25 protein-coding genes are annotated in these 26756 nt (G+C 68.2%); 9 read left to right on the forward strand and 16 right to left on the reverse strand.

Annotated features, from left to right (window positions below):
• Nucleotides 1–19: 19 nt before the first annotated feature.
• Nucleotides 20–955: a LysR family transcriptional regulator gene (locus tag E5S69_RS00570; RefSeq protein WP_171513081.1), complete on the reverse strand. Its 936-nt coding sequence runs from the start codon at nt 953–955 to the stop codon at nt 20–22.
• Nucleotides 956–1100: 145 nt separating this feature from the next.
• Between E5S69_RS00570 and E5S69_RS00575 the strand changes: the two genes are divergently transcribed.
• Genes E5S69_RS00575 through E5S69_RS00590 form a run of 4 tightly spaced genes read left to right on the forward strand, consistent with a single transcriptional unit; the run spans nt 1101 to nt 5331 of the window.
• A complete protein-coding gene (locus tag E5S69_RS00575) occupies nt 1101–1307 on the forward strand; it encodes a DUF3311 domain-containing protein (protein WP_171513082.1) in 207 nt (68 codons plus the stop codon).
• A gap of 14 nt (nt 1308–1321) precedes the next feature.
• Complete coding sequence (locus tag E5S69_RS00580) at nt 1322–2704, forward strand: sodium:solute symporter family protein (RefSeq protein WP_171513083.1); 1383 nt, start codon at nt 1322–1324, stop codon at nt 2702–2704.
• Nucleotides 2705–2716: 12 nt separating this feature from the next.
• A complete protein-coding gene (locus E5S69_RS00585) occupies nt 2717–4381 on the forward strand; it encodes an amidohydrolase (RefSeq protein WP_423766612.1) in 1665 nt (554 codons plus the stop codon).
• Complete coding sequence (locus tag E5S69_RS00590; protein ID WP_171513084.1) at nt 4378–5331, forward strand: CobW family GTP-binding protein; 954 nt, start codon at nt 4378–4380, stop codon at nt 5329–5331. Before E5S69_RS00585 ends, E5S69_RS00590 begins: the two co-directional genes overlap by 4 nt.
• Nucleotides 5332–5363: 32 nt before the next feature.
• Here E5S69_RS00590 and E5S69_RS00595 read toward each other — a convergent pair whose 3' ends face one another.
• Nucleotides 5364–6269 (reverse strand): YihY/virulence factor BrkB family protein, encoded by a 906-nt coding sequence (locus E5S69_RS00595; protein ID WP_171513085.1) that lies wholly within the window; start codon nt 6267–6269, stop codon nt 5364–5366.
• A 254-nt stretch (nt 6270–6523) separates the two neighbouring features.
• On the opposite strand from E5S69_RS00595, the gene E5S69_RS00600 reads away from it, so the two are divergent.
• Nucleotides 6524–7903 carry a serine hydrolase domain-containing protein gene (locus tag E5S69_RS00600; protein WP_171513086.1) on the forward strand — a complete coding sequence of 460 codons (1380 nt, stop codon included), beginning with the start codon at nt 6524–6526 and terminating at the stop codon, nt 7901–7903.
• Nucleotides 7904–7972: 69 nt separating this feature from the next.
• The gene (locus E5S69_RS00605; protein ID WP_423766606.1) at nt 7973–8101 is read left to right on the forward strand and encodes a hypothetical protein; all 129 of its coding nucleotides are present in this window, start codon (nt 7973–7975) and stop codon (nt 8099–8101) included.
• On the opposite strand, the gene E5S69_RS00610 is transcribed toward E5S69_RS00605, so the two are convergent.
• Together E5S69_RS00610 and E5S69_RS00615 are read right to left on the reverse strand one after the other, a co-directional pair.
• Entirely contained in the window at nt 8094–8783 is a 690-nt protein-coding gene (locus tag E5S69_RS00610) for a phosphatase PAP2 family protein (RefSeq protein ID WP_171513087.1), read from the reverse strand. The genes E5S69_RS00605 and E5S69_RS00610 overlap by 8 nt on opposite strands.
• Before the next feature lie 185 nt (nt 8784–8968).
• Nucleotides 8969–9454, reverse strand: coding sequence for a DUF883 family protein (locus tag E5S69_RS00615; RefSeq protein ID WP_236901148.1), 486 nt, complete (start codon nt 9452–9454; stop codon nt 8969–8971).
• Between the two features lie 794 nt (nt 9455–10248).
• Between E5S69_RS00615 and E5S69_RS00620 the strand changes: the two genes are divergently transcribed.
• Nucleotides 10249–10956 (forward strand): DUF899 family protein, encoded by a 708-nt coding sequence (locus tag E5S69_RS00620; RefSeq protein WP_171513088.1) that lies wholly within the window; start codon nt 10249–10251, stop codon nt 10954–10956.
• A gap of 114 nt (nt 10957–11070) precedes the next feature.
• Here E5S69_RS00620 and E5S69_RS00625 read toward each other — a convergent pair whose 3' ends face one another.
• The 8 genes from E5S69_RS00625 to E5S69_RS00660 form a co-directional block, all read right to left on the reverse strand.
• Complete coding sequence (locus E5S69_RS00625; protein ID WP_171513089.1) at nt 11071–11406, reverse strand: PadR family transcriptional regulator; 336 nt, start codon at nt 11404–11406, stop codon at nt 11071–11073.
• 124 nt (nt 11407–11530) lie between these two features.
• Nucleotides 11531–13033 carry a tripartite tricarboxylate transporter permease gene (locus E5S69_RS00630; protein WP_171513090.1) on the reverse strand — a complete coding sequence of 501 codons (1503 nt, stop codon included), beginning with the start codon at nt 13031–13033 and terminating at the stop codon, nt 11531–11533.
• 12 nt (nt 13034–13045) lie between these two features.
• Nucleotides 13046–13510, reverse strand: coding sequence for a tripartite tricarboxylate transporter TctB family protein (locus tag E5S69_RS00635; RefSeq protein ID WP_171513091.1), 465 nt, complete (start codon nt 13508–13510; stop codon nt 13046–13048).
• A 314-nt stretch (nt 13511–13824) separates the two neighbouring features.
• The gene (locus E5S69_RS00640) at nt 13825–15066 is read right to left on the reverse strand and encodes an NAD(P)/FAD-dependent oxidoreductase (RefSeq protein WP_171513092.1); all 1242 of its coding nucleotides are present in this window, start codon (nt 15064–15066) and stop codon (nt 13825–13827) included.
• Nucleotides 15067–15537: 471 nt separating this feature from the next.
• Nucleotides 15538–16638, reverse strand: coding sequence for a CaiB/BaiF CoA transferase family protein (locus E5S69_RS00645; protein ID WP_171513093.1), 1101 nt, complete (start codon nt 16636–16638; stop codon nt 15538–15540).
• A gap of 79 nt (nt 16639–16717) precedes the next feature.
• Entirely contained in the window at nt 16718–17710 is a 993-nt protein-coding gene (locus E5S69_RS00650) for a tripartite tricarboxylate transporter substrate binding protein (RefSeq protein ID WP_171513094.1), read from the reverse strand.
• Nucleotides 17711–17777: 67 nt separating this feature from the next.
• Nucleotides 17778–18959, reverse strand: a complete 1182-nt coding sequence (locus E5S69_RS00655) for an acyl-CoA dehydrogenase family protein (protein WP_171513095.1) — start codon at nt 18957–18959, stop codon at nt 17778–17780.
• A gap of 27 nt (nt 18960–18986) precedes the next feature.
• Nucleotides 18987–20540 carry an acyl-CoA synthetase gene (locus E5S69_RS00660; protein WP_171513096.1) on the reverse strand — a complete coding sequence of 518 codons (1554 nt, stop codon included), beginning with the start codon at nt 20538–20540 and terminating at the stop codon, nt 18987–18989.
• 134 nt (nt 20541–20674) lie between these two features.
• Between E5S69_RS00660 and E5S69_RS00665 the strand changes: the two genes are divergently transcribed.
• Nucleotides 20675–21574, forward strand: coding sequence for a LysR family transcriptional regulator (locus tag E5S69_RS00665; protein WP_171513097.1), 900 nt, complete (start codon nt 20675–20677; stop codon nt 21572–21574).
• 4 nt (nt 21575–21578) lie between these two features.
• Here E5S69_RS00665 and E5S69_RS00670 read toward each other — a convergent pair whose 3' ends face one another.
• The 4 genes from E5S69_RS00670 to E5S69_RS00685 all read right to left on the reverse strand — a co-directional run bounded on the left by E5S69_RS00670 (nt 21579) and on the right by E5S69_RS00685 (nt 25807).
• Entirely contained in the window at nt 21579–22577 is a 999-nt protein-coding gene (locus tag E5S69_RS00670) for a tripartite tricarboxylate transporter substrate binding protein (protein WP_171513098.1), read from the reverse strand.
• Nucleotides 22578–22645: 68 nt separating this feature from the next.
• Nucleotides 22646–23812 (reverse strand): acyl-CoA dehydrogenase family protein, encoded by a 1167-nt coding sequence (locus E5S69_RS00675; protein WP_171513099.1) that lies wholly within the window; start codon nt 23810–23812, stop codon nt 22646–22648.
• Nucleotides 23813–23832: 20 nt separating this feature from the next.
• Nucleotides 23833–25023: a CaiB/BaiF CoA transferase family protein gene (locus E5S69_RS00680; protein WP_171513100.1), complete on the reverse strand. Its 1191-nt coding sequence runs from the start codon at nt 25021–25023 to the stop codon at nt 23833–23835.
• Nucleotides 25024–25036: 13 nt separating this feature from the next.
• Nucleotides 25037–25807 carry an enoyl-CoA hydratase/isomerase family protein gene (locus E5S69_RS00685; RefSeq protein ID WP_171513101.1) on the reverse strand — a complete coding sequence of 257 codons (771 nt, stop codon included), beginning with the start codon at nt 25805–25807 and terminating at the stop codon, nt 25037–25039.
• A 107-nt stretch (nt 25808–25914) separates the two neighbouring features.
• Here E5S69_RS00685 and E5S69_RS00690 point away from each other — a divergent pair, with 107 nt between their 5' ends.
• On the forward strand, nt 25915–26751 hold the full coding sequence (locus E5S69_RS00690; protein WP_171513102.1) for an IclR family transcriptional regulator: 837 nt from the start codon (nt 25915–25917) through the stop codon (nt 26749–26751).
• Nucleotides 26752–26756: the final 5 nt, after the last annotated feature.

Below are 26756 nucleotides of genomic sequence, written 5' to 3' on the forward strand. Positions count from 1 at the left end.
GGCGATCGCAGCGCCGGCTTCAGCGGCGCCCGTTGCCACCGCCGGCCTCTGACGACAGCGCCTTCCAGTGTTCGCGCGTAAAGCGGTACAGCACTTCCAGCGCCGGCGACAGCGAGCGCGCCGCCATGCGCGCCATGCCGTAGCGCCCGCAGCGGCGTGCATCGGGCGGCATCGGCACTTCGGCCATCAGCCCGGCGGCGCGCTCCTGCCGCGTGATCGAGAGCACGCCGAACAGCAGCGTATCGCTTGCCAGCGTGACGCTGCGCAGCATGTCGAGGTTGTCGCAATGCAGCGTGAAGAGCTTGTCCGGCGCGGCGTCGGGACCCCACAGCTCGGCCAGCTGCCGGCTGACCACGGTGCTGAGCGTGGTGGTGGCCACCGGATAGGCGCGGATGGTGTCGATGTCGATGCGGCGCTTGCGCAGGATCGGATGGCCGGCGCGGCAGACCAGCCCCGCGGGCAGTTCGCCCAGCGGCTCGACCTCGACGTCGTCGGCCGCGCGCAGCACATAGGCATCGCCGACGATGGCATCGATGGTCTCGTTGCGCAGCGCCTCCAGCAACGCGCTGGTCGCGCCGGTCTCGGTGCGCACCTTGATGCGCGGATGGGCCTGCGCCATGTGGATCAGGAACGGCGTCAGCAGCAGCGCCGCAGGCGCAGGCGCCACGCCGATCGCGAGCGACCCTTCCTCGCCGCCGCGCAGCAGGTCCAGGTCGCGCCGCAGCTGGCGTTCTTCCAGCCGCATGCGGCGCGCGCGCTCGGCCACCAGTTCGCCGAACACGGTCAGCGTCGCGCGCCGCGCGCCGCGGTCAAACAGCGGCGCCTTCAGCTCGTCTTCCAGCGCGCGGATGCTGCGGCTCAGCGCCGGCTGGGTCAGGTGCACCGCGCGCGCCGCTTCGGAAAAGGTGCCGTGCTCGACCACCGCGAGCAGGTGCAGAAGTTTCTGGGTGTCCATGCGGAAAACCATGCGCGTTGGTTATGGGATCGGTTCAACATTTGCATTTGAATCATACCTTGCCGGTCCCTATGATGAGCGGAACAACAGAGCGGACCCCGCCGCGGGATACCGCCAACCGTCCATCGGACATCGGAGACAAGACATGCTCAAGCTGTTGATCGGCCTAGGCCTGCCGTATATCGGCGTGATCGGGATGCTGCCGTGGGTGGCATCGGTGGAGCGCTTCGTGCTCGGCGTGCCCTTCATCTACGCGTGGATCTTTGCGTGGTTTGTGCTGACCTCGGGCTGCATGCTGGCGTGCTGGCTGCTGTTCGACCGCCACGCCGCCGACGCGGCGCATGAAGCCTGACGCGGGGGCCGGCCATGACCACAGCGGTATTCCTCGGCTTCATCGTGTTCTCGCTCTATCTCGCCATCCGCTCCGGCAAGGGGCATGGCGCGCAGAGCATGCACGACTTCTTTGTCGCGTCGCGGCAGTTCGGCGCGTTCCTGGTGTTCTTCCTCGCCGCGGGCGAGATCTACAGCATCGGCACCATGGTGGGTTTCCCGGGCGGCATCTATGCCAAGGGGCCGACCTATGGCGTCTGGTTCCTGGGCTATATCCTGCTGGCCTATCCGCTCGGGTACTTCCTGGGGCCGAAAATCTGGCAGGCCGGGGCGCGCTACAACGCGATCACGCTGCCGGACCTGTTCAAGGGCCACTATGGCAGCCGCGCGCTCGAGCTGATCGTGGCAGGCTCGTCGATCCTGTTCCTGCTGCCGTGGGGCCAGCTGCAGTTCACCGGGCTGGTGGCGGCGCTCAAGGGGCTGGGCTGGGACTTCGACCCGGTCTACCTGGTGATGATCTCGGCGGCGCTGGCCTTTAGCTACATCGCCATCTCCGGCGTGCGCGCCTCGGCCTATATCGCCATTCTCAAGGACATCCTGATGGTGGTTGCGATCGTCGCCACCGGCGTGGCGGTGGGCCTGAAGGCGGGCGTGGGCGATGTGTTCCACGCCGCCAGCCTGCAGGTCAGCAACCAGATGAGCGACACGCAGCTGCGCTTCTCGATGAGCACCATGCTGTTCCAGGCGCTGGGCTTCTACGTGATGCCGTTCGCGGTGCAGAACTTCTTTACCGCCAAAAGCGCCAACACCATCCGGCGCACGCAGGTGGCGATGCCGCTGTACATGCTGATGTATCCGTTCCTGGTGCTGGCGTCGTACTACGCCATCAGCCAGAACCTGCAGCTGGCGTCGCCCAACGAGGCCTTCTTCGCCGCGGCGGTACGGCTGCTGCCGGGCTGGCTGCTGGGACTGGTCGCCGCGGGTGCGGCGCTGTCGGGCCTGCTGGTGCTGGCCGGCATCTGCCTGGCGATCGGCCCCATCGTCACCCGCAACCTGCTGCCCGGCCTGCCCGAGGCGCGCCAGAAGCAGGGCGCCAAAGTGGTGATCGTGATCTACCTGGTGCTGTCGATCGCCATGACGCTGGCCACGCCCAACCTGATGCTGACGCTGATCAACACCACCTACTACGGCGTGACGCAGTTCTTCCCCGGGGTGCTGGTGATCCTGTTCTCGCTCAAGGTGCGGCCGCTGGCGATTGCGCTGGGCATCGTCACCGGGCAGTTGCTGGCGATCGCGCTGTATGTGCAGCAGGCCGATTTCGGCGGCATCAACCTTGGCCTGGTCAGCCTGGCCGTGAACCTGCTGGTGACCGCGCTGGTGCATTACGCGCCGCGGCTGGCCCGCGTGCAGGCTGCCTGAATGAACGCACTCATGCAATCGATGACACAAGACGACACGGCGCGCACGCAGGTATTCGTGGCGCGCAAGATCCTGACGATGGAAGCCGCGCGGCCCGAAGCGACCCATGTCGCAGTACGCGACGGCAAGATCATGGCCGTCGGCGGCCCCGCCGAAATGGCCGCCTGGCCCGATGCGGTGCAGGTCGACACCTTCCGCGACAAGGTGCTGATGCCCGGGCTGGTGGAAGGCCATTGCCACCTGATGGAGGGCGCGATGTGGGACGCAGTCTACGTCGGCTACTTCGACCGCCGCGATCCGGACGGCAGGCTGTGGCGCGGCCTGCGCACGCTGGAGCAGGTGATCGACCGCCTTGCCGGCGCCGCCAGCCAGATGCGCGACGCCGATGCGCCGCTGCTGGCGTGGGGCTTCGACCCGATCTATTTTGGTGCCAGCCGGCTGTCGGTGCGCGAGCTGGACCGCGTGTCGGCGACGCGCCCGATCGTGGTGATGCATGCCAGCGTGCATCTGATGAACGTGAATTCCGCGATGCTGGCGCAGGCCGGCATCGACGCCGATACCGAGATCGACGGCGTGCACAAGGACGCGCAGGGCCTGCCCACCGGCGAGCTGCAGGAGTTCGCGGCGATGTTCCCGGTGCAGCGCGTGCTGGGCAGCGGGCTGTCGCTGGCCGCTGCCGAGAACGCCGAGGCGGTGCGCCGCTTCGGGCGCGTGGCGCAGCTGGCGGGCGTGACCACGGCTACCGACCTGGTCAACGACCTCTCGCCCAAGGGGCTGGAGACGCTGCGCGCGGTCACGGCAGATCCGGGCTTTCCGCTGCGCATTGTCCCGGCGTTCTCGCCGCAGCGCAATGCACAGGGTGGGCCCGCGCGCGTGCAAGCCGCAATGGCGGACGCGACCGACAAGCTCCACTTCGGCCCGGTCAAGTTCATCATCGACGGCTCGATCCAGGGCTTTACCGCGCGCCTGCGCGCGCCAGGCTATGCCGGAGGCCAGCCCAACGGCCTGTGGCTGGTTCCGCCGGAGCAGCTGCTCGATGCGTTCACGCCGTTCCACCTGGCCGGCCTGCCGCTGCATATCCACACCAACGGCGACGAGGCCACCGAAGTGGTGCTCGACGTGCTGGAAGCGATGCTGGCGCGCCATCCGCGCGCGGACCATCGCCATACGCTGCAGCATTGCCAGCTGGCCGACCAGGCGCAACTGGCGCGCGCGGCGCGGCTCGGCCTGTGCATCAACTTCTTTTCCAACCACCTGTACTACTGGGGCGATGCGCATGCCGGCCAGACCGTGGGCCCGGCGCGGGCCGCGCGCATGAACCCGGCCGGCAGCGCGCGGCGGCTGGGGATTCCGTTCGCGATCCATTCCGATGCCCCGATCACGCCGCTGAACCCGTTGTTCACGGCATGGTGCGCGATGCAGCGCCAGACCGCGTGCGGGCACGTGCTGGGCGAAGCCGAGCGCCTGCCGCTGGCCGACGCGCTCTATGCCATCACCATGGGTGCGGCCTATACGCTGAGGCTGGAGCACTGCATCGGCAGTATCGCGCCCGGCAAGCTGGCCGACTTTGCAGTGCTGGAGGACGACCCCACCGCCGTGGCGCCCGAGCGCCTGAAGGACGTGCGCGTCTGGGGCACGGTGCTGGGCGGGCGCGTGTTTCCGGCGCCGGCACGATGAACGCGCCAACGCCGATCCCGCTGGTGGTCGTGGGCGGCTACCTCGGCGCGGGCAAGACCACCTTGCTTAACCGCCTGCTGGCCAATGCGCAGGGGTGTCGCATCGCGGTGCTGGTCAATGACTTCGGCGCGGTCAATATCGACGCCGCGCTGGTGCGCGCGCGCAGCGACGATGTGATCGAGCTCGAGAACGGCTGCATCTGCTGCTCGATCGGCAGCCGGCTGGCCGAGGCGCTGGTGGCCATCGCCGCGCGGGCGCAGCGGCCGGACTTGCTGGTGATCGAGGCCAGCGGTGTTTCGGACCCGCGGCGCATTGCGCAGGTCGGCCTGCTGGATCCGGCCTTCCGGCTCAATGCGGTGCTGGTCGCGGTCGACGCGACCGGCCTGCACCAGGGCCTGCGCGACCCGCTGGTCGGCGACATGGTGCGGCGGCAGGTCGAAGGCGCGTCGGTGCTGGCGCTGACCAAGGCCGACCTGGCCGGCGCCGAAGCCGTGGCGCGGGCCGGCGCCACGGCAGCTGCCCTGGCGCCGCACGCGACCGTGCTGACGGCGCGCGCTGGCGAACTGCCGCTGTCGGTGTTCCTCGATGCAGGCCTGGTGCCCGCGCGGGGCGGCGCGGCGCTGGCGGGCGCCCGGGGCTGGCAGCGCGGGGCAGCCGGTGCGGGCCACGCCGGCATTCGCAGTGTTGCTTACCAGACTGCGCGCAGCTTCGACAAGGCGCGCCTGCGCCAGGCGCTGGCGACCTTGCCGGTGCGCCTGCTGCGCGCCAAGGGACTGGTCCGGCTCGCCGCGGACCCGCGGCTGCATGAGGTCCACCTTGTCGGCGGCAAGATGCGGCTGGGACCGGCGGGGCACGCCGATTTCGACGGCTCCGCGCTGGTCTTCATCGGCGCCTTCGATGCGGGGGCGGAAGCGCGCCTGCGTGCCTGCATGGAAGCGGCGCTGGCCTGAGCCGCACCTGGCCGCACTGCTGTGCGGCGCACTCAGGTATGGAATTCCTCGGGGTCGCCGCTGCCACCACGCAGCTTGTGCCAGACGCCGCGCTCGAATTCCGCGATCACCTGCGCCCCGAACAGCAGCAAGGTCGCGGCGATCTCCAGGCTGAGCAGCACCACGATGGCCGTGGTCAGCGAGCCATAGACCCGCCCTACCTGCGACAGCGTGGCGAAGTACCACACCAGCACGTGGCGCGAGATCTCCCACAATACCGCGGCGACTACCGCGCCGCTGAGCGCATGCCGTAGCGACAGCCGGCCGACCGGCATCACCATGTAGATCGAGGTCAGCATCAGCACCTCGCCGATAAAACCGAGCAGGTAAAGCAGCCCGGTGGAGAGGCGGTCCAGCGACCAGTCGTGGCCCAGCACTTCCACGTGCCGTTCGGCGATCGCCAGCAGCGCGCCCGAGACCACGGTGACCAGCAGCAGGCCCACGCTGAGCACGGCGATGTAGCAATAGGGCAGCAGCGCCGATACCAGGAAATGGCGCCGCCGGATCGCCACGCGGTGCTCGAAGATCACCGACATGGCGTTCTCCAGCACCGTAAAGGCGAGCGAGCTGAAGAACAGCATGGTGCCCAGCAGCACCCAGCCGATGGTGCCGCGATTGCGCAGGAAGGCGGCCAGCTCGGTGACCAGCGCCCGCGATTGCCCGGGCACCACCCACTCGAGGTAGCGCGCCAGCGTCGACAGCAGCGACGCGGGCTCGATCACGTGCGACAGCGCGATCACCATCAGGATCAGCAGCGGCACGATCGACAGCAGCGCGTAATAGGCCACCGCGCCGGCCAGCAGCAGGCCCTGGTTGGCGCGGAACTGGCGCAGCGTATGCCAGGCAAAGCGCCGGGGGCGGCGGAGCAGGTCGCTGACGCGGGCGTCGGGAAGCTGCATGGCGGGCACCGGAAGTATCGGATGACGACATTATGCGGCGCGCCGGGAGCGCACGGCCACAACCCCACCTGGGCGGTCGGAAGGCCGCGCCTGCGCTGACATTCCCAAGGGTTATGGCTGTATTCCGGACAGATCATTGTGGCCATGGGCGCAGGCCGGCAACATGGCGCCCGCGGCCTGCCCGGCAGGCCTGCATCTCATCATAGAAGGCGGCGCGCCGCGCGTGCAGCCGCTTCGACCAGGACGGAGGCAGCATGCAGGAACAGACGAAGTCGCGCAGTGCGGGGTCCGGAGGCGTGCGGGGATGGTGGGCGGTGGCGCCGCTGGTGGCGTTGATGGCGGCGCCGGCGGGCGTGGCGCGCGCGCAGGGCGCGGACCAGCCCGCGGCGGTGGCCGAGAGCGAAGTCATGCAGGGATTTCCGCCGCCGCCAGACAAGCAGGTCAGTCGCGGCAGCGGGCTGCGCCCGCCCTATATGCGCTGGGCCTTCCGTCATGCGCGCGAGATGTCGCCCACTGTGGGCATCCGCCATGCCAGCCAGCCGCTGGCGCTGCCGGGGCAGGCGGCACCGGCGCTGGACGCGCTCAGCTTTACCGTCGCGGGCCAGACGGTGGGGCTGGCGGACTACCTGCGCGACACGCACACCGACGGCTTTATCGTGCTGCACCAGGGCAAGGTGGTGTACGAGCGCTACCTCGCCGGCTTTGGCCCGCACCAGCCGCATATCTGGGCCTCGATGACCAAGTCCGTGACCGGCCTGCTGGCGGCCATGCTGGTCGAAGAGGGCAAGCTCGATCCGCATGCCCGGCTGGCGCAGTATGTGCCGGAACTGGCCGGCAACCCGTTCGGCGAGGCCACGGTGCAGCAGAATCTGGACATGGAGGTGCCGGTGGGCTACCCCCAGGCGCTGCCGCCGGACCTGGGGCTGTTCGGCGCGGTGGGGATCGTGCCGCGCAAGGCGGATGCGCCCGACACCATCTATGACTTCCTCAAGGTCGTGCACGCCACCGGCACCGCGGGAGCGGGCGCGGAGGGCGGGATCTGGTACTACCAGAACGGCTCGCCGGAGGCGGTGGCGTGGGCACTGCGCCGCATCACCGGCCAGAGCTGGGCGCAGATGGTGACCGAGCGGCTCTGGTCGCGCCTTGCCGATGACGACGCCTACGCCCAGGTCGACCGCCAGGTTACAGAGATGGCCAGCGGCGGCATGAATTCCACGCTGCGCGATGCCGCCCGCTTTGCCGAGGCAGTGCGCCGCGCCGCGGCCGGCGATGCCACGGTTGGCATATCGCCGCAGGCGGTGCGGATCGCGCTGCAGCCGGCAAGCAACCAGGCCCGCTTCGCGCGCGGCAACACCACGGCAGGGCGCGATGGCTACGGCTACCGCAACTACTGGTTCCAGCGCAACGACGGCGACGGCAGCGTCGAGGCCAGCGGCCGCTTCGGCCAGAAGATCTACATCAACCCCGCAAGGGGGCTGACCGTGGTGAAGTTTTCCGCCAGCCCGGACGGCGCCGCGCGCGCAACCAGCGCCGCCGGCGTGCGCAAGCGCGACGATCCGGCGGCGCGCGTGCTGGAATCCTCCCAGGCCATGGTGGCAGCGGCGCACGCCATCCTGCGCGCCGCCGGCCACTGAGCCACGCCGAGTACGCCCGAAACGTACCGGCGCGAGGAGGTTCAGGCCAGCGGCAAGGGCGTTGACCTGGTGGCCGCGCTGGTCGGGTTCGGCTCGGCCGTTTCCCTGCGCCAGCACTTCACCCAGGCGCTGGCCGTGTCGCCATCGGCCTACCGCAAGCAGTTCGGCACCGCGGTGCCGAGCAACGGCTTCAGCTGACCTTCATCAGCGACGAAGCCACCGTGCGGATCTCGTCGAAATTGGTGATCAGCCCGAAGCTGAGCAGGAACATGCCGACATGGAACAAGCCCCGGTAACGCTCGCACAGGAACAGGAAGGGCGCCGCGATCCGCTCGCGGGACCAGGGCCGGGTGAGTATCAGGCAGGTCAGCACGCCCAGCAGGGCGCCGGCGATCACGTCGGTCGGATAATGCAGCCCGACGAACACGCGGGACATGGAGATCATCAGCACCGCATAGGCCAGCGCGAGCAGGCCAAGCCACCGGGATGCGACCAGCACGCCGGTAGCCACGGCGCACCACAGCATCGCGTGGTCGCTGGGGAAAGAACTCCAGGTGCGCATGCCGTCGTCAGCGGCGAGCAGGAAGCGCAGTCCTACCTCAGGATTGGCCATGGGACGAAGCCGGAACGGTAGCCCGGACGCGAGGAAGCGCCCCAGCAATAACGCGCAAAAAGCGGCTACGACCGTCGCGACCACGATTTCGCGGTCGCGCTGCTTGTCCACGCCGTCGCGGAACCAGAGCCACCATAGCAACGCGATCATGGGCAAGCCGCGCAGCATGTAGAACTGGGTCATGGCCAGCACCGCGTGGTCGACGACGGGCCAGCGGAAAGAGAACTGGTTCAGGAATTGAATGATGCTGCTATCGAAAGCGTTCATCCCTGTGGCCCTGCGCAATGGTGACTGGCAGTCACTTATCTCTTATATCGGCAGAGTATAGGGTTGGCGCACCGCTCGCCAATAGGGCGGGTCTCGTTTCGGTTGGCTGGCACACATAAGCGGTGCGCGCACAAAAGCAAGCGTGCCAGGAACCGTCCTGGCACGCCACTTTCGCGCCCGCCGAATTACATGCCGTCGGGTCGGCGCGACCCGCCAAACAGCCGCGCGCCCAACACCACCCCGACCCCCAGCGCGATACCCAGCGCCCGGATGGGATTGGCGTGTACGAAAGTTTCGGTACGCTCAAGCCCGGTCTTCCATTCGCTCTTGACACGCCCGCTCACGCGCTTGGCGACCTCCGCCGATTTGGCCGCCAGTTCCGTTGCGGCATTGCCCGACTTTGCCGCCAGCTCGACGAATTCCGCCTTGGCCTTTTCGAGATTCTCGCCGGACAGCATGGGAATGCGATCGAGCAGCTTGTCCAGTTCGCTGGCGAGATCCTGCGATGCCGTCGATCGCGTCGATCCGGTCGAGCCCGTCGACGCGGACGTCACCCGGGACGGCCCGCCGCTGCCGGAATCCGGGCCCGAGAAGTTTGAGAACCCCCGCGCCGGCTGCTGGCTTGTTTCTGATCCGGTGCCCGGTGTGCTTTTCGTTTCCGTCTGTTCCATGGTCCGCCTCCGCATTGAAGTATCGGGCGCACCGGGTCTGCCCCGCGCGCCAAGGTAGAGCGGTGCACCTTTCGTGCCCGCGATGGCCACTGCCGCTATCCCCCGGTGTGCCATGGCTGACGTGGTGACTGGGGCAGCCCGGGGCGAGACCCCCACCGCGTGCCGCATTACAAAGTCAGGCAGATTTGCGCGCTGAGATTGCGCCGTCGGTCCGCACGCACCCGGCAACGCGCGCCCCAGGATGGTCCGCGCGCACAAAATCTCGCCATGCTTCTGCCGCTTGCGTTGGCATGGCCGTTGCATCTTCATGGGTGCCGCAATTTGCAAGCAGGAGGCATCATGGAACATCAAATTCCACGGCCGGGTGAAGGGCCGAATGTACCGGAGGTGCCGCCGGCAGATCCCTCCCGGGACAGTGAGGAGCAGTTGCCGCCCAGGCATGAGGACGGTCTCGGCAAGCCACCGCGCCAGCCGGGACAGGTGGATGTCCGACGGCCGCCGCCATGGTGTATGCAGCAGTAGCGATGCGGTTCCCTTTCCTCGCATGCGGCTTCCGCCATACACGTGAGGAGGTAGGTAAACCAGGCACCGCGTAGGGCCGGCCGGCCGCAAGGCCCGGATAGACGGCGGTTCACAGCAACTGTGAACCGCCGTCTCAGTTTCAGGACACCGCAAGACCCCCCGTCGCGCCGGAACGATTCTTCCTGCGAGGGAACGAATGAACATGCCGGGCGAATCGGCCATCGCCGCATGGCGCGGGCCGCGCACGGCACCCGACATTCAGGAGGACCGACATGAACACCCCGGCAAAGCTTGTCCCATCACCTGAACTGGCACGCCAGAATCCTGTTCACTTTCCGAATGAAAGCGCGGCGTACCGCGAGGCGCGCAATGCGTTGCTGGCTGAGGAAATCGAACTGCGCCGGCATATTGAACGCGTCGCTGAACAGCGCCGCGCGTTGCCGCCCGGCGGCGAGGTGACGAAGCGCTATACCTTCCAGGGAGAACATGGGCCTGTCACGCTCGACGAACTGTTCGCCGACAAGGACACACTTGTCGTCTACAGCTATATGTTCGGACCGCAGCGGGAGCGGCCTTGTCCGATGTGCACATCGATCATGGGGTCATGGGACCACAAGGTTCCGGATATCGAGCAGCGCGTCGCGCTGGCGATGGTCGCGCGCTCGCCTGTCGATCGCCTGGTTGCGGCAAAGCAGGCGCGAGGCTGGACCAAGCTGAAGGTCTATGCGGACGTTGACGGCGATTTCACACGCGATTATGTCAGCGCCGAGGATGCGGATGTTCCGGGGTATACGGTCTTTACGCGACGCGATGGGAAGATCCGGCATTTCTGGAGTAGCGAGATGTATGCGCTGACGACGGATCCGGGGCAGGATCCACGCGGGGCGCCGGATCTGGACCCGTTGTGGACGTTGCTGGATACGACGCCGGGGGGGAGGGGGGATTGGTATCCGGAACTGGAGTATGGGGGGAAGGATTAAGCAGGGCGTTCGGCATGCGGGTGGGTCGATACATAACCGGGATCAAAGCTACGCCGGTACGCATCCAAGCGCTTCGCGCCATCCGTGGCCAGCCGGGTGGCGTGGCTGCTGAAACTATTCCCGGTGGTCCGAGACGGGGTCTTTGTCGCTTTGATGTTCCACGGCTTGGCTATCCTTCTGCAAGACGTCAAGGTGGGACAGATAGACCTCGAGCTCCTCTCGCCCTTCGTCAGTAATGCGGTAAACCCGTCCACTGCCTTCGACGAGTTGCGCCGTAATGGCGCGCGCCATCATAAGGCTGCGCAAAATGGGGCGCAATGATCGAATATTTTCTTCAATGCCCCGTTCGCGCAGACGGTCCGCCAAGGTAAGCACCGTCGCAGGGTTCGCCTGGACGATCTTGAGAATATACAAACGCGACAAGACGCGCTTGAGATTCGGGGCTTTCATGCCGATGCGCCTACATGCCTGCGGGCTGGAATGAATGCAATCCTTTTGATATTGCGAGGCAATTGGGAGGCAACTGCACCCCCCAACGTAGCTTGTCCCGGATGAGGCCCGGCATCACTGGAAGCTATTCCTCCTGGAAGGCTTCCTCTCGCTTGGACTTGATGGAGGGCATCGCCACGACCGCAACCAGCACCGCGGCGGCGATCAGCAGGCCCATCGACAGCGGCCGCGTCACGAACACGCTGAAGGCACCACGCGACAGCAGCAGCGAGCGGCGGAAGTTTTCTTCCATCATCGGCCCCAGCACAAAACCGAGCAGCATCGGAGCCGGTTCGCAGCGCAACTTGATGAAGAGGTAGCCGATCACGCCGAAGGCGGCGGTCTGGAACACGTCGAAGGTGGTGTTCTGGACCGAGTACACGCCGATGCAGCAGAACACCAGGATGGCCGGGTACAGGTAGCGGTAGGGCACCTTCAGCAGCTTCACCCAGATGCCGATCAGCGGCAGGTTCAGCACGATCAGCATCAGGTTGCCGATCCACATCGAGGCGATCAGGCCCCAGAACAGCGCCGGGTTGCTGGTCATCACCTGCGGACCCGGCTGGATGTTGTGAATGGTCATCGCACCGACCATCAGCGCCATCACCGCATTGGGCGGAATGCCCAGCGTCAGCAGTGGGATGAACGAGGTCTGCGCCGCGGCGTTGTTGGCCGACTCCGGACCGGCCACGCCTTCGATCGCGCCCTTGCCGAATTCATGCGCGTACTTGGAGGTCTTCTTTTCCAGTGAATACGCAGCAAACGAAGCCAGTGCCGCGCCACCGCCCGGCAGGATGCCCAGCGCCGAGCCCAGCAGGGTGCCACGCAGCACCGCGGGGATCATGCGCTTGAAATCTTCCTTGGTCGGGAACAGGTTGGTGATGTGGTCGGTGAAGGTCTCGCGGTGTTCCTTCTGCTCCAGGTTGGCGATGATTTCAGCAAAGCCGAACACACCCATTGCCACCGAGACGAAGTTCAGGCCGTCGGTCAGTTCCGGCACGTCGAACGAGAAGCGCGCGGCGCCCGAGTTGACGTCGGTGCCGACCAGGCCCAGCAGCAGGCCCAGCACGATCATGGCGATAGCCTTGACCAGCGAACCCGACGCCAGCACCACGGCGCCGATCAGGCCCAGCACCATCAGCGAGAAGTATTCGGCGGGACCGAACTTGAACGCCAGTTCCGACAGCGGCGCGGCAAACGCGGCCAGGATCAGCGTGGCAACGCAGCCGGCGAAGAACGAGCCCAGGCCGGCTGTCGCCAATGCCACGCCCGCTCGTCCTCGCCTGGCCATCTGGTAGCCATCGATGGTGGTCACCACTGACGACGACTCACCGGGCAGGTTCACCAGGATGGCGGTGGTCGAGCCGCCGTACTGGGCGCCGTAGTAGATGCCGGCCAGCATGATCAGCGCGGCGACCGGTGGCAGCGTGTAGGTCACCGGCAGCAGCATGGCGATGGTGGCCAGCGGCCCCAGGCCCGGCAGCACGCCGATGAGGGTACCCAGCACGCAGCCCAGGAAGGCGTACGCGAGGTTCTGGAAGGTCAGGGCGGTGGAGAAGCCGAGGCCCAGGTTGGTGAGTAGTTCCATGTTGGCGGCTCCTTAGCTTGCCAGGAAAGCCGGCCACACCGGCATCTGCAGGTTGATGCCGTACACGAACGCGCCCAGGCTGATCAGCACCAGGATGATCGCGTTGAGAACCGCACCCTTCCAGCTGAATTCGTGGCTGGCCATCGACGACACCAGCACCAGCACCAGCACCGACAGCACCATGCCCAGCGGCTTGAGCAGCAGGCCGAACAGCACCACCGCGCCGAGGATCCACAGCAGCGTCTTGATGTCCCAGCGGGCCAGGCTGTCCGGTTCCATCCTGGAAGACAGCGAGCCCCACAGCACCAGCGCGCCCAGCAGGGCGAGCACGATGCCGAGCCAGAACGGGAAGTATCCCGGTCCCATTTTTGCGGCGGTTCCCATGGAATAACCGCGTGCGACCCAGGAAAAGCCGAATCCGACCAGGATGAACATCAGGCCGGAGGCGAAGTCCTTCTGGCTACGTATGCGAAACATGATTCTCCTCTGTTGTTTTGTGTGCTTCAGCGCACGCTGCCTCCAGCGCTCCACCTCTGCCCGGACGGACGCGATGAAACGCTCAAACGGTAGAAGTCCGAACTTTCAGCCGCCTTTCAGTTGTATGGACGTTGGGGTATTCACCGAGGGTCGTGTCACGCAGTCGGCCTCAGCACGGCCGGCGCCCAGCCTCTACATGGCAGCGGCGGCTTCGAGCGCCGTCCGTGACGTGATGACGTCGCTCTCTGCTTCACGAAGCCGGCTTAGCCGTTCCTCGCCATTCGCGGCGATGAACAGGGGGACAATCTGCAACGTCAGTTGCCGAAGCGGGCCGGATCGTACGGGCGCGCATCCACATAAGGCGCCTCGCCGTCGATCAGTTCGGCGAGCAGCCGCGCCGTGGCGGGGCCAAGGGTAAAGCCCTGGTGCGCATGTCCGAAGTGGAACCACAGGCCAGGATGGCGCGGGGCTCGGCCCACCACCGGGCGCATGTCGGCCACGCAGGGTCTGGCGCCCAGCCAGGGCGTGTCCTCGACGGCTGTGCCGAGTTCCACCAGTTCGCTGGCATAACGCTCGGCGCGCATAAGTTGCACCGGCGTGGGCGGCGCATCGTGGCGGGCGAATTCCGCGCCGGTAGTGAGGCGCAGGCCGCGCTTCATTGGCGTCAGCAACAGACCATTCTCGGTATCGAGGAGCGGCAAGCTGGGCATCGCCGGGGCTGCGTAGTGGCGGTGGTAGCCTCGCTTCACGAACAGCGGAATCCGATAGCCGAGCGGCCGGGTGAGCGACGGCGCCCACGGGCCCAGCGCAATGACCGCATGCTGCGCCGTTACCATGCCGTCGTTCGTCGACACGCGCCATCCGCTGCCGGCAGGCTTCAGCGTGGTGGCGTCGCCAAGGCTGAAGATGCCGCCGGCTTTCTCGTAGCAGGCGGCGTAGCGGTGGACCAGCTCGCCGGGGTCGGCGACGGTCCACGGATCGCGCCAATGGACGGCGCCTGCCAGCGCGCCGTGCAAGGCCGGCTCCGCGGCGGCGAGGGCGGCGCCGTCCAGGATGCGGCAATCGAGGGCGTGCTCGCGCGAAAGCGCGGCCGCCTTTGCCGCCTCGCGGTCGAACGCCGCGCTGGTGCGATAAGCCTGCAGCCATCCCTGCTTGCTGACCAGGTCATGCGCGCCCGCCAGCGCGATCAGGCGTTCGTGCTCGGTCAGGCAATGGCGGATCAGCGCGCTATATGCCGCGACCGTCACCGAATAGCGGCCGGGTGCCGACTCGTGCCAGTAGCGGGCCAGCGCCGGCAACAGGCCGGCGAGCGCCCGCGGATGGTAATGGACATCGTTGCCCTGGCGCGCCATCACCCGCAGCACGGCGCTCCACTCGCGCGGGAAGGCATAAGGCTGCACCGCCTCGCGCTGGATGATGCCGGCATTGCCGTAGGAGGTTTCACGGCCAGGCGCCTGCCGATCCACCAGCACCACCGCGTGGCCGCGCTGGCGCAGCGCCAGCGCCGTGCAGACTCCGACCATGCCGGCGCCGAGTACCAGGATGTCTTTGCTCATGCGGTAGGGCCCTTCTTTCTTGCAGCGTTGATCCGATGCCCCGATTCTGCACCGGCGGCGTGCCTGGCGGGACTGGCATCGGCAGCAATTATCTGAATGATCGGTGGCTGCTCCGGCAATCGAATCCGGTTGTGTTGCTGATCATTTGTCCGCGACGTCTGGAGAGTCCGGTTGCGGCACAGGGCATGGAGACGGCGTTTGCCGCGTCGCCTTGAATTGAGGCGGCCGGTGCCGGATCTGTCCAGGATCGTGCAGCCACGCCTGCGCTGTGCTCCATTGTCACGGCGGCGCCGGGTAATGGTGCAGGGGGCACGCAGCGGAGATTTTAGCTGTATAGGGAAACCGCGCCGAAGCGAGGTCAGTTCCTGCGGAAGGTCTTGGGTGCAAACGCAAGTGAGTGGGAAACCGCAGAGTCCTGAGACTCCGCCACGTCACGGACCGGCATGCGGACCGATGGTGCTGAGCCGCGGCCTACTGCGGATTGTGTTCTCCAACGCCCGCCACAAAATCCTCCCCCTCCGGCAACCCCAACGAAAACCTGACCGGAAAATTCACCGCAATTCCGCCTTCCTCCGGCACCCGCCGCACCACCTCCCGCGCCCGCACATGCGGATCTTCAAAAAGCGCATTCGGCCCAAGCACCGGCGAGAATGGGATATCGAGCGGGGCGAAGAAGGCCTTCCAGTCCGCAAGGTCGCGCGTGCGGAACACCGCCGCCATCAGGTCATTGACTTCCCGCTTGTGCCCGCCGCGCCCGGCGCGCGTGGCGAAGCGCGGATCGCGCAAGGCAGGAAAGGCGTCCCCCAGCGCTGCGCACAGGTTGTCCCAGAACTTGTTCTCCAGGATGCCCATCGCCAGGTGCCGGCCGTCGCGCGTTTCGAAGAGGTCGTTTTCCGGCATCACGGTGGGCGATGTTTGGGGCGAGGTTTCATGGGCCCGCGCCGTCCATGCGCCGTGCGCGGTCCACGACAGGATGGCATCGTGGATCGATACATCCAGGTGCTGGCCCTGTCCGTGCTGGCGCGCGCTCATGATCGCCACGGCGAGCGACAACGCGGCGTAGCCGGAGGCGGCGTAGTCCGACACGCGCACGCGCGGGCGCGAGACCTGGTCGTGCACCTGCACCGGCGTGGCCCAGTATCCGGCCAGCGCCAGGTAGTTCAGGTCGTGCCCGGCGTAGCTGGCGTACGGGCCGGTCTGGCCGAAGCCCGAGATCGAACACAGCACGATGGCGGGATTGACCGCCGCCAGCGCGTCATAGCCCAGCCCCAGGCGTGCCATTACGCCGGGGCGGAAGCCTTCGACCACGGCATCGGCATCGCGCACCAGGTCAAGGAAGGCCGCGCGGCCCGCGTCGGTTTTCAAGTCCAGCGCGACCGAGCGCTTGCCGCGGTTGAACTGGGCATACACATGCGCCCCCAGCTGCCGCGCAGTGTCGCCGGTGCCGGGCTGCTCCACCTTGATCACCTCTGCGCCCAGCTGGCGCAGCAGGCTGCAGGCGTGCGGGCCGGGCAGCAACTGGCTCACGTCGATGATGGTGACGTCCTTGAGGCAAGACCATTCTGGCTTCATGCGCGGCCTTTGGAGGCTGGGAGGCAATACAGGCGCCGCACGCGCGCGGTGGCGTGCGGCGCGGGGCAGGGCGGTTTGCTCAGCCGAGGTCGCCGGTCATGCCGATCGACTTCATCAGGTCGCCGTAGCGCGCGTTGTCGCTGGCCACCATGGTGCCGAACTGCGCCGGCGAGGCGCTGCGGCGCAGTTCGCCGGCGTTGGCCTTGAGCTGGGCGTCGAACACACCGGCGGCCTGCAGCGCGCTGACGGCGGCGTGCAGCTTCTGCGTCAGCTCGGCCGGGAAATTGGCCGGCGCGAACAGGCCGCTCCAGTTGTCGATGACGAAGCCCGGCGGCAGCGCTTCGGCCATGGTCGGCACGTCGGGGAAATAGGGGGAACGGGCCGCGGCAGTGACGGCCAGCACCCTGACCTGGTTGTTGCGCACGTACTGCGTCGCGGTGCCAAGCACCGGCATGCCGAACTGGGTTTGCCCGGTCAGCATCGAGGTGATGATCTCCGGCGCGCCCTTGTAAGGCACGTGCACGGCGTCGCAGCCGGTCTGGTGCAGCATGGTTTCCACCGCCAGATGGGCGATGCTGCCCTTGCCGCCGGAGCCGTAGTTGAACTTGCCCGGCGCCTTCTTCATCGCCGCGACCAGTTCGGCGGCGGTCTTGTAGGGCGAGGACATGGGCACCACCAGCGCGGACGGCCCGCCTGACAGCGCAGTGATCGGCGTGAAGTCATGGGCCGGGTCATACGGCATCTTGCGGTACATGTGCACGTTGATGACGTGCGAATTGGCCAGGATGCCCAGCGTGTAGCCGTCGGGCGCGGCACGGCGCAGTGCGCCGGCGCCGATGATGCCGCCCGCGCCGGGCATGTTCTCGACCACCACCGGCTGGCCCAGCTTCTTGCCCAGTTCCGCCGACAGCGTGCGGGCGGTGCTGTCGGGCGTGCTGCCGGCGATGAAGGGAACAATCAGCCGGATCGGGCGGTTGGGGTAGGTGGATGAGGCGCTGGCGGCGCGGGCCGGCAGCAGCAGGCTGCCCAGCGCGGCGGCGCCGGCGGTGGCAAGCCAGTTTCGGCGGTTCATGCTTGGTCTCCGTGGTCTTGTCGTAGGGTGCTGTGGGTTGCCGGCGGCGACCGTGCCGCCGGCACGGTCAGCCTTTCTGCTGCAGCGGTTCCAGGATAGCCCGCGCGATGGTGTTGCGCTGGATCTCGCTGGTTCCGGTGAAGATGCGGAACATGCGCAGCTTGCGGAAAGTCTGCTCCACCGGATGGCCGCGCGTGACGCCGACATTGCCGTGGATCTGCACGGCCTTGTCCGCCACCTCGAAGCAGCGCTCCGAGACAAAGAGCTTGCACGCCGCGGCCTTCATGCGCAGGTCGGCGCCGGCATCTGCCAGCGCGGCGGTATGCGCGATCATGCTTTCGCAGGCCCACAACGCGGCGGCCATGTCGGCCAGCATGTGCTGGATCGCCTGGAAGCGCGCGATCGGGCCGCCGAACTGGCGGCGCTGGCCGGCATATTCGAGCGACGACTCATAGGCCCGGGTGGCCAGCCCCAGCATGCTGGGGCAGTGCAGCAGGCGGTTTACATTGATGCGCGACATCCCCAGCTTGAAGCCGTTGCCTTCGCCGCCAAAGATGTTGGCGCGCGGCACGCGCACATGGTCGAAGCGGATGTCGCCATCGATATGCTGGCCCGACATCGGCACGTACTCGTTGGTTACGGTCACGCCCGGCAGGTCCAGGTCGACCAGCACCGCGGTGATCGCCGGCGGCGTGGCGCTGGCGTCGGTCACGCACATGACGATGGCAAAGTCGGCGAACGGCGCGCCGCTGATGTAGTGCTTGCCGCCGTTGATGACCAGGTCATCGCCATCGGCCACGGCCGAGGTCTTGATGCTTTGCGCGTCGGAGCCGGAATGCGTTTCCGTCAGCGCGAAGCAGGTCGACTTCTCGCCGCGGATCACGGGCTTGAAGTAGCGCTCGAGCTGGTCGGGGGTGGCGTACTTCAGCATGTTGCCCACGCGCGGCGGGCCGCCCAGGTCGCCCAGCACGTGCGCGGCCAGCGTGGAGCCGCTGGCGGCCAGGTCGGCCTTGAGCGCGCATTGTTCCTGGATGTTCAGGCCCTTGCCGCCCAGCGCGGTGGGCAGGCAGGCGGCGTAGAAGCCCAGCTCGCTGGAGCGGCGCCAGACCTGGCGCAGGGTCTCGCGCGGCCACGGGTCTTCCGAGCCCAGGCCCAACTCGTGTTCGAGCGGGCGCAGCTCTTCGTCGATAAAGCGGCGGATGCCGGCGCGGGTTTCCAGCAGGATGGGGTTGGTCAGGTGGTCGAACATGGCGGTTTCCTCGGTCCGGTTCCGGGTTCAGTTGACACGGCGGCCGACGCCTTGCCAGTAGCGTTCGCGCACAACCTTGCGGGCCAGCTTGCCGCTGGCGTTCTTGGGCAGCTCGGCGACAAAGTCCACCGAGCGCGGCGACTTGTAGTCGGCGATGCGCTCGCGGCAGTGCGCGATCAGCTGCTGCGCGGTGGCCTCGCGCCCGGGGCGCAGCGTCACCACGGCCTTGACGCTTTCGCCCCAGGTTTCGTCCGGCACGCTGATGACGCACGCTTCGAGCACGTCGGGGTGCTGGTACAGCGTGGCCTCGACCTCGGTCGGATAGACGTTGAAGCCGCCGGAGATGATCATGTCCTTCTTGCGGTCGACCAGGTACAGGTAGCCGGCCTCGTCCACGCGCGCCATGTCGCCGGTATGCAGCCAGCCGTCGACCAGGGTCTCGCTGGTCAGGGCGGGCTCGTTCCAGTAACCCTGGAATACGTCTTCGCCACGGATCACCAGTTCGCCGATCTCGCCCACCGCGACTTCGTTGCCGTGCTCGTCGACTACGCGCACTTCGGTCTCGCCCAGCGCGCGGCCACACGAGGCCAGGCGCTCAGGGTGGTTGGCGATGGCGTCGGCATGGTCGCTGGTCGACAGCCGCGTGACCCCCGAGGTCGATTCGCTGGCGCCATAGCCCTGCGACAGGATCGGGCCGATGCGCTCCCAAGCCTCGCGGATGCGCGCCGGCGCCATCGGCGCGGCGCCGTAGGCCAGCGTCTTCAGGCTCGATAGGTCGGCCTGCGCCAGCGTGGGCTCGGCCAGCAGCATGTTGATCATGGCCGGCACCATGAAGACATGGGTGATGCGCAGCCGCGCGACCTCGGCCAGGAAGTGCGCGGGCTCGAATTTCTCGAACAGCACCAGCGTCGCGCCCACGTACAGGTACGGCTGCATCAGCATGCCGGAGGCGTGCGTGACCGGGCCGATCAGCGCCAGCCGGTCGCCGGGGCGCGCGGGGCGGTCCATGCCCGACACCACCTTGCGCAGCGCCGCCAGGCGGTTGCCGTAGCTCTGCATGGCGGCCTTGATCTTGCCGGTGGAGCCCGACGAGAAGTGCAGCACGGCCAGGTCGTCGGCGGCGGGGGTGATGTCGGGCGGCGTGGTGCCGGCGTTGGCCAGCAGCGCCTCGTATTCGACGTAGCCGGCCGGGGCGTCGCCGATGGCGATAAAGGTCTCGATGCTGCCAAAGCCTGCCGTAGTGCGGGTGTAGCCGGTGTAGCCCGGGCCGGCGATCAGCACGCGCGGGGTGCAGTTCTCGACCACGTCGCTGGCCTCGGCCGCGGTGAAGCGCGGGTTGAGCGCGGCCTTGACCAGCCCCGCCTTGTACAGCGCGCACTCCAGCTCGACCAGTTCAGGCCGGTTGCGCGACTGCACCGCAACGCGGTCTCCGGGGCGCAGGCCCAGCGCCAACAGGGCATTGGCCAGGCGCGTTGAACGTTCGTCCAGCTGGCGATAGGTGACCACCTGGTCCTGGTAGAGGATGGCGGGCTGGTCGCCCCAATAACGCGCGGCGCGGCGCAGGAAATACGCGAAACCCATGCTGTCTCCGTGAAGGCTGGATTGATTCTGGCGCACGCTGGGTGGTGTGCTCTCACGCTGTAGTCTGTAAGATGGCGGGCATCACCACAATGACGCGATGGCTATAAAGCCATAACCGTGGGGAATGTGAAGACATGGAGACGCGCGATATCGAATACATCCTCGCCGTGGCGGCGCACGGCGGCATCGGCCGGGCCGCCGAGGCGCTGGGCATCAGCCAGCCGGCGCTGACCAAGGCGGTGCAGCGGGTGGAAAGTCATGCGGGGCTGCCGCTGTTCGAGCGTACCGCCAACGGCATGACGGCGACCTACGCCGGTACGCGCTTCCTGGAACGCGCACGGCGCATCCAGCTGGAGTATGAGGACGGCATCAAGGAGATGCTGGGCATCCGCACCGGCGAGCAGGGCATCCTGCGCGTGGGCTATTCGCCATCGATCCCGGGCAATGTGATGCTGGGCGCGTGCCGGCAGCTGGTGCGCGAGCGGCCCGTGGCGCGGCTGCGGCTGCGCCGCCGGCTGGCGCGTGATCTGCTGGACTTGCTGGCCGCCGGCGATCTGGACATGGCGGTGGCGCCCACGCCGTCGGGCGCGCTGGCGGCCACTTTCGCGGTGCAACCGCTGTTCGACGACCGGCTGGTGGTGGTGGCCGACGAGGGCCACGCGCTGCTGCGGCGGCGCAAGCTGCGCCTGGCTGACCTGGCTGAGCAGGAATGGCTGCTGCCGGAAGGCCATATCACGCTGCGCCAGCAGGTCGACGCGGCGTTCCGCCAGCGCGGCCTGCCGGAGCCGCAGCCGCGCATCGAGATCGATTTCGGCAGCACCTCGCTGTTCGCGCTGATGCAGGGCACGCAGATGCTCAGCATCGCCAATGCCAGCGGCGACGCCATGCAGCGTGGCCTGCGCGTGCTGCCGCTGGGCGTCGAGGAACTGGACCTGCGCCGGCGCATCGGCGTGGTCACGCGCGAAGGCGCCTACCTGTCGCCGCTGGCACAGCGCCTGACGGTGCTGCTGCGCGAGCACAGCAGCCAGGCCTAGGCGACTACTGCAACGGGATCTTCGCCACCGCCGCGAGCCGCTTCCAGCGCTGGATCTCGTCCTTCTGGTACTGCCGCATTTCGGCCGGCGACGACAGGATCAACTTGGTCGACTGTCGGGTGTAGTAGTCGCGCACATCCGGCGCGTTGCCGGCCTGCGTGAACAGGTCCTGCAGCCGCTTCACCACCGCGGGCGGGGTCTTGGCCGACACTGCCGCCGCCACCCAGTTGTAGGCGAGGAAGTCGGGCAGCCCGGCTTCGACGATCGATGGCACGTCCGGCAGCAGCGGCGAGCGCTGCGGCGCGGTGTAGGCCAGCGCGCGTACCTTGCCGCCGCGGGCCAGCTCGATCGCGCCGGTGGCATCGACCACGGCGAAGTCGACATTGGCCGCCATCACGCCATTGATGGCGTCGCCAGCGCCCTTGTACGGCACCGCCGTGGTCTTGATCCGGGCCAGCTCGTTGAGCCATTCGGAATAGAGCGTGTAGGAGATCGAGCCCGAGCCGTAGTTGAGCGCGCCCGGACGCTTGCGCGCGTCTTCCAGCAGCTCGGCCAGCGTGCGGTACGGCGAGCCGGCCGGCACGATGATCACGCACGGCCCGCGCGACAGCAGCGTGATCGGCGCGAAGTCGGTCAGCGGGTCATACGGCAGCTTGCGGAAGGTGGCGGCATTGGTCGACAGCGTGGAATTGCTGCCGATAAAGACGGTGTAGCCGTCGGGCGGCGCGTTCAGCGCGGTCTGCACGCCGATAAAGCCGTTGCCGCCGGGCTTGTTCTCCACCACCACCCCCTGGCCGGTCAGTTCGCCGATCTTCTTGGCAAACATGCGCGCGGTGGTATCGGTGCCGCTGCCGGACGGGAACGGCACGATAAAGCGGAGCGGCCGCGCCGGAAAGGCATCGGCATCGGCGGCGCGCGCCGCCGGCGGCGTGGCCGCGCCGAGCATCGCCAGCACGGCCGCGGCCAGCAGGAAGCGGCGGCGGGAACGTAAAGCCTGTTGCATGGTGGTCTCCTGACAGAACAAGGCCCGGCGTGTGCCCGCCGGTGCATGGAAGAAAATGAAACCCCGGCTCAGCGGCGCAGTCCGAGCAGGTCGCGGGCAATCACCCAGCGATGGACTTCGCTGGGGCCTTCGTAGATGCGCATCAGCCGGGTCTCGTTGGCCATCTGCTGCAGCGGCAGCTCCTTGGTCATGCCCATCGCGCCGAAGGTCTGCATGGCATGGTCGATCACGTCCCATGCCATCTCGGTGGCGAACACCTTGATCATCGACACCTGCGTGCGGGCCTCGTCGCCGGCGTCGATGCGGCTGGCGGCTTCATAGGTCATCAGGCGGCAGGCGTGAATGCGCGTGGCGGCGTCGGCCACCCACCACTGGATCGCCTGGCGCTGCGCCAGCGGCGCGCCGAAGGTCTGGCGCTGCGGCGCGTATTCGCAGATCATGTCCAGCGCCCGCTGCGCGCGGCCGATGCACCACGCGGCCATCTGCACCCGGCGCGTCGACAGTCGCGCCTGCATCGGCGCAAAGCCCTGGCCCTCGGCCCCCAGCAACTGCGTGGCGGGGATGCGGCAGTCTTCCAGCACCACTTCATAGGTCGAGGCCCCGCCGATCATCGGGATGCGCCGCTCGACCCGCAGGCCCGGCGTGCCGCGCTCGACGATAAAGGCCGAGATGCCGCCGCGCGCGCCGCGCGCCTTGTCGGTCACGGCCATGACGATGGTCCAGTCGGCGCGCGCCGCGCGGCTGATCCAGATCTTGCGGCCGTTCAGCACCCAGTCGTCGCCGTCGCGCTCGGCGCGCGTCGTCATCATGGCGGGGTCGCCGCCGGCCCCCGGTTCGGAAATGGCGATCGCCGACACGGTCTCGCCGCGCGCATACGGCGCCAGGTAGCGCTCGCGCTGGGCCGCGCTGGCGCTCAGCATCAGCATGCGCAGGTTGGGCGAATCCGGCGGCAGGTCGTAAGGCGTGATGGTCTTGCCCAGTTCTTCATTGACGCCGACCATCGCCACCGTGGGCAGGTCGGCGCCGCCCAGCTCGGTCGGCGCATCCAGGCCCCACAGGCCCAGCTCGCGCGACATGGCATCGAGCCGCGCCTGCTCTTCCGGCAGCAGCGTCATTTGCCCGCCGGCCGCTTCGCGCGCCAGCACCGTCGGTTCCAGCGGAATCAGCTGCTCGCGCACGAAGCGCGCGACCAGGTCCTTCAGCATCCGGTGTTCTTCGTCGAGTGCAAAGTTCATGCGTGTCTCCTCCTGATGGGTCATGGCTGGCGCGCTTCCGGCGCGAGGCCCAGTTCCTGCAGCACCTCGGCGGTGTGCTCGCCCAGCGCCGGCGCATGGCGGCGCAGCGACAGCGGCGTGGCCGAGAAGCGCGCGGCCGGGCGCACTTCGCGCAAGGGCCCCTCGGTGGGATGCTGCGTTTGCTGGAACAGGCCGACCGCGCGCAGGTGCGGGTGGTCGACCAGCGCGTCCAGGCCGTAGATGGGTGTGGCGGGGATGTCGAGCGACTCGAACAGCTGCATCCATGCGCCGGTGGTGCGCGCCGGCGTCAGTTCGGCCAGGTGGCCGTAGAGCGCGCGGATATTGGCGTTGCGCTGCGCGCGGTCGTCCACGTCGTAGCGTTCGGCCAGGTCGTCGCGCCCCACCGCGCGGAAGAAGGCCTGCCAGTGGCGACCGGTGTAGGGCAGCGCGCAGATCCAGCCGTCGCGGGTCGGCGCGGGGCGGCGTCCGCCCTGCAGCAGGCGCGCGTAGCCGGCACCGGTGGGCGGCGGCTCGAAGGTCAGGCCGCCCAGGTGCTCGGCCATCACGAAGGCGGTCATGGTTTCCAGCATCGGCACCTCGACCAGCTGGCCCACGCCGTGGCGCTCGCGGTACAGCAGCGCGGCCAGCACGGCATTGGCCAGCGCCAGCCCGGTGGTCTTGTCGGCAAGCAGGCTGGGCACGTATTCCGGGCGCTCGCCGGTGGCCGATCCCAGCGCGACCAGCCCGCAGCCGGCCTGGATGATGTCGTCGAAGGCCGGCTTGTCGCGGTGCGGGCCGTCCTGGCCAAAGCCGGTGGCCATGCAGTAGACGATGCGCGGGTTGAGGCGCGCCACCTCGGCATAGCCAAAGCCCAGCCGCTCGATCGCGGCGACGCGCATGTTGTGCACCAGCACGTCGGCGCCGGCGATCAGCGCGCACAGCGCCGCGGCGCCGTCAGGGGTCTTCAGGTCAAGCACCACCGAGCGCTTGTTGCGGTTCAGCGCCAGGTAGATCGAACTCATGCCGGCGTGCTGCGAGACGCCGTTGGCGCGCATCAGGTCGCCCTCCGGCCCTTCGACCTTGATCACGTCGGCGCCAAAGTCGGCCAGCACCTGCGTGGCCAGCGGGCCCAGCACGACCGCGGTGAGGTCGAGCACGCGGATGCCGTCCAGCGGGCCGGCCGGCGTGGCGCGGATGTCTTGTTCGCTCATCGGGACCGCTCCTTCAACGGCGCTGGAAAACCGGGGTGCGGCGCGCGGCCATGGCCGCCACGCCCTCGCGGAAATCCTCGCTGTGGAACTGGCCGCGCTGGATCGCCAGCTCGCGCTGGTTGACCTCGGCAATGTGGTCGGCCAGCCCTTCGCGCAGCGTGGCGCGCGTGGTTTCCACGGCGAGCGGGGCGGAGGCGGCGATCTCCTGCGCCAGCGCCATGGCGCGCGCGTCGACCTCGGCCTTGGCCACCAGTTCGTCGGCCAGGCCGATGTTGACCGCTTCGGCCCCGGTGATGCGCCGGCCGGTATAGAACAGCAGCGCGGCGTGCTGCTCGCCCACCAGGCGCGGCAGCGTCACGCTCAGGCCGAAGCCGGGATGGAAGCCCAGACGGTTGAAGTTGGCGCTGAAGCGGGCCTCGGCGCAGGTCACGCGGAAATCGGCCACCAGCGCGAGGCCCAGCCCGGCGCCGATGGCGGCGCCCGCCACGGCGGCGACGATGGGCTTGCGGTTGCGGTACAGCTTCATCGCGTGCACGTAGAAGGCGGCCGGGTCGCTCGCGACGTCGCCCTGGCTGCTGCCGCTGAAGTCTGCGCCGGCGCAGAACGCGCCCACGCCCGAGGCCAGCACGATGGCGCGGCAGCCGTGGTCCTCGTCCAGCGCCAGCAGGGTATCGGCCAGGCGCCGCATCACCTCGGCATCGACAAAGTTGTGCGGCGGGCGGGACAGCACCACGCGGGCCACGTGGCCGTGGCGGGTGACCTGGATTTCGGCATCGGATGACATGCGGGGCGCTCCTCTGGGTTCGGTCGGCTCGGGGCCGGGTGCACACAGTATTCGCGCCGCGCCGCCGCGCCGCTATACTCGAATTTCACTAACCGAAATTGAGGGCGATGCCCGACGCCATCCCGCCGCAGCCTTCCACGCGCCGCGTGACGCACCAGACCGGCCGCTTTACCCGCGATACCGCGGGCAGCCAGTCGCTCGAGCGCGGCCTGGTGCTGCTGCGCGCATTCCGCGTCGGCACCACCAGCTTGAGCAATGCGGAACTGGCGGCGCGCACCGGCCTGCCGCGCCCCACCGTCAGCCGGCTGACGCGCTCGCTGGTCGATGCCGGCTTCCTGCGCTATGACGTCAACGAGCGCGCCTACCGGCTGGCGCCGGTGGTGCTGAGTCTGGCGGATGCCTTCCACCAGTCCAGCCGCGCGCCGGACATTGCGCTGCCGCTGATGCGCAAGGTGGCCGAGGCGGGCAAGGTCAACGTAGGGCTGGCGGTCGGGGACAAGCTGGATATGGTGTACCTGGCGTCGATCCGGCACAGCCGCGACAGTGTGTCGCGCACGCGACGCGTGGTGCCGGGCTCGCGCGTGCCGATGGAGCTGACGGCGATCGGTCTGTCATGGCTGGCGGCGCAGCCGGAGGGGGTGCGCAACGACCTGCTTGCCGGCATCGCCGCGCGCCAGGGCGCGGCCTGGCCCGGCATGCAGGCGCGCGTGCTGCGCGGCATCGCGCAGGCGCAGCGCCATGGCCATTGCACCGCCGCCTACCAGCCGGGGCACCTGCTGGCCGTGGGCGCGGCATTCTCGGGCCCCGACCAGCAACTGTACGGGCTCAATATCAGCTATCCGTTCAGCGAGGCCGAGCGCCGCCGCGACCATGCGCGCCATGCGGCGCAACTGGCGCGGCTGGTGGCCGAGATCCAGCAGGCCTGGCGGCGCGCCGCGGGCTAACCGGT

It is taken from the genome of Cupriavidus necator (assembly GCF_013141915.1).
In the GTDB taxonomy this organism is placed as follows: domain Bacteria; phylum Pseudomonadota; class Gammaproteobacteria; order Burkholderiales; family Burkholderiaceae; genus Cupriavidus; species Cupriavidus necator_B.